Origin of the sequence: Gilliamella sp. Choc4-2, assembly GCF_001690355.1 — a bacterium.
Lineage (GTDB): Bacteria > Pseudomonadota > Gammaproteobacteria > Enterobacterales > Orbaceae > Gilliamella > Gilliamella apicola_A.
This window is the reverse complement of the sequence record NZ_LZHG01000026.1, coordinates 1-6,146: the sequence shown is the minus strand read 5'-3', so window position 1 is coordinate 6,146 and position 6,146 is coordinate 1. Positions and strand designations below refer to the sequence as shown.

Sequence of the window (6,146 nt, the reverse complement as noted above, 5' to 3'; positions counted from 1 at the left end):
ATAATAGTAAGCACAACGGCTTAAGCCAACAATGGCACAACTCATAGTAATAGTAACTGAATGATTTTGTTGTAGTTGCTGTGCCCACGTTTTACGTGCCTTTGTGGGCACTAAAGCTTTTTTATGATTTCTTCCTGAAGCTGGGATTTTAAGCTCAGTTCGGCAAACATCTGCTTAAGCTTGAGATTTTCAGCCTCCAGCTCCTTTAAGCGTTTGATATCCGAAGTTTCCATTCCGCCGTATTTTTCTCGCCATTTATAGAAAGTTGAATTACCCATGCCATATTTACGGCACAGTTCTTTAACCGGAATACCCGCTTCAGCTTCTTTTAAAATAGCGACGATTTGATGTTCAGTCATTTTTTTCATAATTAAATCCTCTTTTACTTTTATCATAGAGAATTTTCTACTTTTAGGCTGTACTATTTTAGGGGATAGTTACAACTTGGATTTATGAAGAAGGAAGTTTAGTCCCCACCGCTAAGCTATGCGAAGGCAAGTCCTACTCGATTGTATCGGACTATTTGGGCCGTCCCGCTCAGGCCTATGATGACAAAGGGGAACTGGTTTGGCAGGTGGAGTTTGACATCTATGGCAGAATACGGGAAGATACCTTTAACAATCAGCCGTTTATTCCGTTCAGGCAACTAGGGCAGTATGATGATGTTGAAACGGGGCTTTATTATAATCGGTTTAGGTATTACGACAGTAATACAGGAACTTATATAAGTCAAGACCCTATCGGGCTAGCAGGTAATAACCCGAATTTTTATGCGTATGTGCATGATTCGAATACGATGGTTGATGTGTTCGGGTTGATTATTGTATATAGAGCTCTTAATGAAATTCAAGAAGCTAGTGCTAAAGCAGGAGAAACAATTATGGCAAAAAATACAGCAGCAACATATACTATACAGGAACATATAGATGATGGTAGTTTAAATACTCAATACATTTCTACAACAAAAAACTCTTCTACAGCAGAATTTTATGCCCAACCTAACCCAAGAAGAGGAAAAATGGATAAAAGTACAATAATTGCTATTGATACTGATAAGTTAGATGCTTCAAAAGTATTTGATGTTTCTTCTGGAGTTGATCCACAAACAAAAACTAAATTGAAAAACCCTGCATTTAGATATTCTGTAAAAGATGCAGAAGTTTTAATTGAAGGGGAAATACCAAGTCATGCTTATACTGTATGCAAATAAAAATATTTAAACTATGCAAAAATATTTAAGATTATTAGAAGAAATAGCAAATGAATGGGATATATTCTATAAGAACCTTGATGCAACTTATGAAGATAATGTTAAAGAAAAAGAAAAAATAAAAATTATAATTGAACAATTTTATAATGATTGTTCTTTAACACAAGAAGATAAAAATGAGTTATTATTTAAATTTATAATTCTTTTAGCAAAATACTCAGGTTGTGCAGAAGATTTAGAAATATCTGAAAATCTACTTAATTCTTTAGAAAATATGAAAATAATTAATCAAAAATATTATGATTTATTTTACGCTAATACTTCGACTAATAGATGGATGTAGTTATTTAATATATGACTAATAAAATCAAGGTGATAATAAATTTTCAATATTAAATAACAAAGCCAACTTTTAGAGTTGACTTTGTTATTATGAAGATAAGTTCAGGCAACTGGGGCAGTATGAGGATGTAGAAACGGGGCTTTATTATAATCGCTTCCGATATTATAATCCTGAAAGTGGTTCATATATTAGCCAAGACCCTATCGGGCTAGCAGGTAATAACCCGAATTTTTATGCGTATACGTTTGATTCTAATACGCAAGTTGACCCGTTTGGGTTAAATATTTTTGAAAAACTAAGGATAACTACAAAAGACGGATTCCTATTTAAGGGTTTTGAAATTAGAGCTCCTTTTAATATACCTGTGCAAAGATTTGGAGATTTACATTTAGGTTCTACTCGTCCAGATTTCTGGGGATTGAGAATAGGAATAAATAAATTTATAAATAGAACTTTTGCTGCAATATTGCCAGCATGGAATCCTTTAAATAAATATAACACAGGAATTATTCCAAAAGGAACTTCGATTAAATTTGGAATAATAGGTCCTCAAGGATTAAAATATCCGGGAGGTTCTTTACAATTTATTGTTAAATCTGACGATGTAGTTAATGTGAAAACAAAACACTTAAAGCCAAAATGCAAATAATATCTTTAATAAATAAAAATGACGATCCAATCAATTTTCAATCACAGTTTATATTAAATAACTTAGAAATTGATTATATTAACTTAATGGAAGTTAATCAAGGTTCTCCCCTTGTAGGAAATTTATTAATTAATAAAAGTAATTTATTCAAAGAAATTCTATTTGGAGGGCCATTCTTATATGATGATCAAAATAGACTTATTTATATTCCTATGTTTATTAGAAAATTTTGTGTTGTAGGTTTTAAATTATCTGTAATTAATCTAGAAAAAAAAACTATAAATTATTTAGGTAAAATTGAAGATTTAATCTTTTTAAGAAAAATAGAAAATAATAAAATATATTTTTATACAAACATTATGAAAAATAAAGAATCATTTATTAAGATTTAAAAACTAAATAAAACAAGCCAATCTAAAAAAGTTGGCTTGTTATTTCAGGCAATTAGGATATTATGAAGGCGAGTAGTTAGACGGGCTTTATTATAACCGGTTTAGGTATTACGACAGTAATACAGGAACTTATATAAGCCAAGACCCGATAGGGTTAGCAGGTAACAACCCGAATTTTTATGCGTATACGTTTGATTCTAATACGCAAGTTGACCCGTTTGGGTTGGATGTTATAGCTAATAAAGCATCAGGAAATGCAAGAGAGGCAATAGCTAAGAAATATTTACAAAATAAATATCCCAATGCAACTATTTTATCAGAAAGATATATAAGAGATGCCAATGGAAAAAGTGTTAGAGATATAACTAATTCAAGAAGAAGACTGGATTTTATTGTAGTTGAAGACGGCAAAGTAAAAGGAATTTTTGAAGTTACAAGCCCAACAGCAGATAAAACAACACAAATGTTAAAAGAAGCAGAAATTAGAGCTAATGGGGGAACCCATGTAAAAGAACCAGGAAGAAAAGGTAAAATGTATGATATCTCAGAAGTTGAAACCAAAAGAATAGATGTTGATTTAGAAACAGGAAAAGTTAAATGTCATTAAGTTCAAGGAAATTATGGACAAAAATCGTATAATAGAAAAATTAAGTTGGATAACTCAATCTCAATTGGCTCCACAGCCTATAACTCAAGAATACAAAGAAAGACAATATCGTTTTTTTGAAAACTACGTACACTTTCTACAAGACAATGGATTTATTACGAAGGAGATTTTAAAAAAAGGGGAAAAAGCAAATGATGATTCTCAAATAACGGTTGGAGATTTGACAGAAGAGGGATTGAAATTTTATATATTTGGAATTAGAAAATGGAGAGAAAAATATGACAAAGTAAAAGATAAGGATAAAGCCATTAATGACTTTGCATTTATTGAGAAGAAATTAAAAGAGTTTAGAGAAAAACAAAATCAATAAATAATAAAACCAAAGCCACCTTTAAAAGTTGGCTTGTTATTATGAAGACGAGTAACTAGACGGGCTTCATTATAATCGGTTTAGGTATTATAATCCTGAAAGTGGCTTATATATTAGCCAAGATCCGATAGGGTTAGCAGGTAACAACCCGAATTTTTATGCGTATACGTTTGATTCGAATACGATGGTGGATGTGTTCGGGTTGAGTGAGTGTGGGATGGATAAGATGCCCGATCCTTACAAAGGAGTGAAAGAGGCGTCTAATATGATGAAAGAGTTAGGACTACCTAGAAATATAAGAAAACAGGTCTTACAATCATTTGAAAGTGAAAATATAATCATCAGAAAAGCTACAGCTAATGAATTTGGTTTAAGGTATCATGATAATGGAAAAAACGCATGGCCGAAGGGTAGATACTTATTTGAAACTTTTCCAGCTACTAGAAGTGAATTAGCGGTAAAAATGGATTGGAACGAAATGACTTATATTAGTCAATTTAAAATTAAAGAAGGTACAACTATTTTTGAAAGTAGGGCTTCTTCACAAGGTTTAGGTTTACCTGGTGGGAAAGTTCAAAAATACATTTTAGATTCGCCCGATACTGCATTATTTGACATTAATTAAGATTTAAAGAATGAAAAATTTATTATTAAAAATAGAAAATATAAAAGAGAGTATTTTAGATAATGATATTAAAATAAGTGAAAATCAGAAATGTGTTATTAATAAATATTTAGATAATGTGAAAAATAATATTTTATCAGATCAATATATTGATTTACCTGCAGGCGATAAAATACAGTATTTTATTATTGATTCTTGGGATTATACTAATAGTTTAACAAATGAATTATTGTATATTATTCAATATTATAAAAAGTTTATAAAAAACCATGAAAAACTCAAATAAAAAATTTATAAATCATTTGGGTTTATGAAGAAGGAAGTTTAGTCCCCACCGCAAAGCTATGCGATGGCAAGTCCTACTCAATTGTATCGGACTATTTGGGCCGCCCCGCGCAGGCCTATGATGACAAAGGAGAACTGGTTTGGCAGGTGGAGTTTGACATCTATGGCAGAATACGGGAAGATACCTTTAACAATCAGCCGTTTATTCCGTTCAGGCAATTAGGGCAGTATGAGGATGTTGAAACGGGGCTTTATTATAATCGGTTCCAATATTATAATCCTGAAACCGGCTTATATATTAGCCAAGACCCGATAGGATTGGCAGGTAATAATCCGAATTTTTATGCGTATGTGCATGATTCGAATACGATGGTTGATGTGTTCGGGCTTAGTGAGTGTTCTTTAGATGAATTAGTAAAGAAGGCGTCTAAGTGGCAAGGTCAGGGAGATTATCTAGGTATCGACGACTGGGTAGTAGGAAAGCTAAAAAAAGGTGATATTATTTATGGAGGGGTTCCTGGACAGTCAGAATTTTATTTATCTAAAGCAAGTCTAGAAGCTGCAAAAGGTTCAAAAGAAGCCTTATGGAAAAGTGCTCAAGTTAAGGCACATGATGTATTTGGTTACAGATCGAAAGTTCAAGCATATGAAGTACTAAAGGATACAGATGTAGCTACTTCTATAGTTAAGGCTAATCCTCATTTAGGAGATGGTGGAGCCGTACAATATTTTGTTGATAATTTTAGTGATGTTTTAAAGCCAGTGGGAAATACAATTGATTTATTTTAAAAATTATGGAAGTAGAAGATATTAAGGTCTGTGAACCAATTAGTATATTAGTTAATATTTTTTTGAATCATGGGTTTAAAATAATAGAAGAAAAAGTTAGTGACTACCATTTTCATGAATTATATTTTAAGTTAGAAGGTAAATATTTTGATGGCATTGATAATATTAATGTAGATAAAATAATAAGACAGAATACTAATATATTTTCATGTAATTGTCATTGGTCAATAGTAGAATTAGTGTATACTTAAAAAAGAAAAAGTATATTCAAAAAAATTAATTTTCCACAAAATATATTCAAAATAAAACCCAAAAGCCAACCTAAAAAAGTTGGCTTTTTTATTTAAGCGTTGAGTTTATCTAAGAGTTAAAGTTCGAAACGCAAAAAATGAAATCTACCAATTCTTTAGAAATCCCAGGGGCGATATCAACCGTGAAATTGCTTTTGACCGCATGGCTACCGATTATATACGAGACCGAGCGGGAAAAGTCATTGTAAATGCCCCAAACTTAGTACACAACTCACGTAGAAAATTAAGCTGCTTGTTTTAGTGTTTTATACTCAATCGGTGTCATGTTATTTAATGCCTCATGCGGTCTTTCGGTATTATAAATGGTTAGCCATTCTTCGGTTATTCTCCTTGCTTGCGCTAGGTTGTTAAAAAGATATAAATCTAACACTTCAGTTCGATAAGTCCGGTTAAATCGTTCAATGTAACCATTTTGATAAGGGCTACCGGGCTTTATATAATCAATGGCTATATCATTTGATTTAGCCCAGTTTATAAAGGTTTTTCCTGTAAATTCTGGTCCATTATCTACTCGTATTTTTAATGGATACCCATGATATTCAGCCAGTTTATCTAAGTAACGGGT

Annotated in this window: 11 protein-coding genes and 3 pseudogenes; 12 read left to right on the top strand and 2 right to left on the bottom strand. The window is 31.8% G+C overall.

Translation table 11 applies throughout. The features are described 5' to 3' along the window. Window positions 1–110: 110 nt before the first annotated feature. Entirely contained in the window at window positions 111–368 is a 258-nt protein-coding gene (locus tag A9G34_RS03970) for a transposase (RefSeq protein WP_141670404.1), read from the bottom strand. 155 nt (window positions 369–523) lie between these two features. Between A9G34_RS03970 and A9G34_RS03965 the strand changes: the two genes are divergently transcribed. The 12 genes and pseudogenes from A9G34_RS03965 to A9G34_RS03925 all read left to right on the top strand — a co-directional run bounded on the left by A9G34_RS03965 (window position 524) and on the right by A9G34_RS03925 (window position 5,270). Then, window positions 524–1,210 carry an RHS repeat-associated core domain-containing protein gene (locus A9G34_RS03965; RefSeq protein WP_065568939.1) on the top strand — a complete coding sequence of 229 codons (687 nt, stop codon included), beginning with the start codon at window positions 524–526 and terminating at the stop codon, window positions 1,208–1,210. 13 nt (window positions 1,211–1,223) lie between these two features. Further along, the gene (locus tag A9G34_RS03960) at window positions 1,224–1,553 is read left to right on the top strand and encodes a hypothetical protein (RefSeq protein WP_034947425.1); all 330 of its coding nucleotides are present in this window, start codon (window positions 1,224–1,226) and stop codon (window positions 1,551–1,553) included. A 100-nt stretch (window positions 1,554–1,653) separates the two neighbouring features. Continuing rightward, window positions 1,654–1,836, top strand: a pseudogene (locus A9G34_RS10955) (RHS repeat-associated core domain-containing protein); the annotation flags it as partial. Between the two features lie 81 nt (window positions 1,837–1,917). After that, window positions 1,918–2,202 (top strand): hypothetical protein, encoded by a 285-nt coding sequence (locus A9G34_RS10950; RefSeq protein WP_065568938.1) that lies wholly within the window; start codon window positions 1,918–1,920, stop codon window positions 2,200–2,202. Next, complete coding sequence (locus A9G34_RS03950) at window positions 2,193–2,594, top strand: hypothetical protein (protein WP_065568937.1); 402 nt, start codon at window positions 2,193–2,195, stop codon at window positions 2,592–2,594. Before A9G34_RS10950 ends, A9G34_RS03950 begins: the two co-directional genes overlap by 10 nt. Before the next feature lie 82 nt (window positions 2,595–2,676). Next, window positions 2,677–2,823: pseudogene (locus A9G34_RS11085) on the top strand (RHS repeat-associated core domain-containing protein); the annotation flags it as partial. Then, window positions 2,818–3,201, top strand: coding sequence for a hypothetical protein (locus A9G34_RS10720; RefSeq protein WP_065568936.1), 384 nt, complete (start codon window positions 2,818–2,820; stop codon window positions 3,199–3,201). The pseudogene A9G34_RS11085 and the gene A9G34_RS10720, both read left to right, overlap by 6 nt. 13 nt (window positions 3,202–3,214) lie before the next feature. Next, window positions 3,215–3,571, top strand: coding sequence for a hypothetical protein (locus tag A9G34_RS03940; protein WP_034947435.1), 357 nt, complete (start codon window positions 3,215–3,217; stop codon window positions 3,569–3,571). A 73-nt stretch (window positions 3,572–3,644) separates the two neighbouring features. Beyond that, window positions 3,645–3,764 (top strand): annotated as a pseudogene (locus A9G34_RS11080) (RHS repeat-associated core domain-containing protein); the annotation flags it as partial. A gap of 33 nt (window positions 3,765–3,797) precedes the next feature. Then, entirely contained in the window at window positions 3,798–4,196 is a 399-nt protein-coding gene (locus A9G34_RS03935; protein WP_065568935.1) for a hypothetical protein, read from the top strand. 10 nt (window positions 4,197–4,206) lie between these two features. After that, window positions 4,207–4,482: a hypothetical protein gene (locus tag A9G34_RS03930; protein WP_065568934.1), complete on the top strand. Its 276-nt coding sequence runs from the start codon at window positions 4,207–4,209 to the stop codon at window positions 4,480–4,482. 95 nt (window positions 4,483–4,577) lie between these two features. Then, entirely contained in the window at window positions 4,578–5,270 is a 693-nt protein-coding gene (locus tag A9G34_RS03925; RefSeq protein ID WP_065568933.1) for an RHS repeat domain-containing protein, read from the top strand. A gap of 534 nt (window positions 5,271–5,804) precedes the next feature. Here the strand turns inward: A9G34_RS03925 and A9G34_RS03915 are convergent. Then, window positions 5,805–6,146: integrase core domain-containing protein (locus A9G34_RS03915; RefSeq protein WP_141670331.1), on the bottom strand; the 342-nt coding region annotated here is incomplete at its 5' end.

Bases quoted from the DNA above. Each gene is read 5' to 3' on its own strand.
- A9G34_RS03970 (WP_141670404.1), bottom strand. From the start codon at position 368: ATGAAAAAAATGACTGAACATCAAATCGTCGCTATTTTAAAAGAAGCT.
- A9G34_RS03940 (WP_034947435.1), top strand. From the start codon at position 3,215: ATGGACAAAAATCGTATAATAGAAAAATTAAGTTGGATAACTCAATCT.
- A9G34_RS03935 (WP_065568935.1), top strand. From the start codon at position 3,798: ATGCCCGATCCTTACAAAGGAGTGAAAGAGGCGTCTAATATGATGAAA.
- A9G34_RS03950 (WP_065568937.1), top strand. From the start codon at position 2,193: ATGCAAATAATATCTTTAATAAATAAAAATGACGATCCAATCAATTTT.
- A9G34_RS03930 (WP_065568934.1), top strand. From the start codon at position 4,207: ATGAAAAATTTATTATTAAAAATAGAAAATATAAAAGAGAGTATTTTA.
- A9G34_RS03960 (WP_034947425.1), top strand. From the start codon at position 1,224: ATGCAAAAATATTTAAGATTATTAGAAGAAATAGCAAATGAATGGGAT.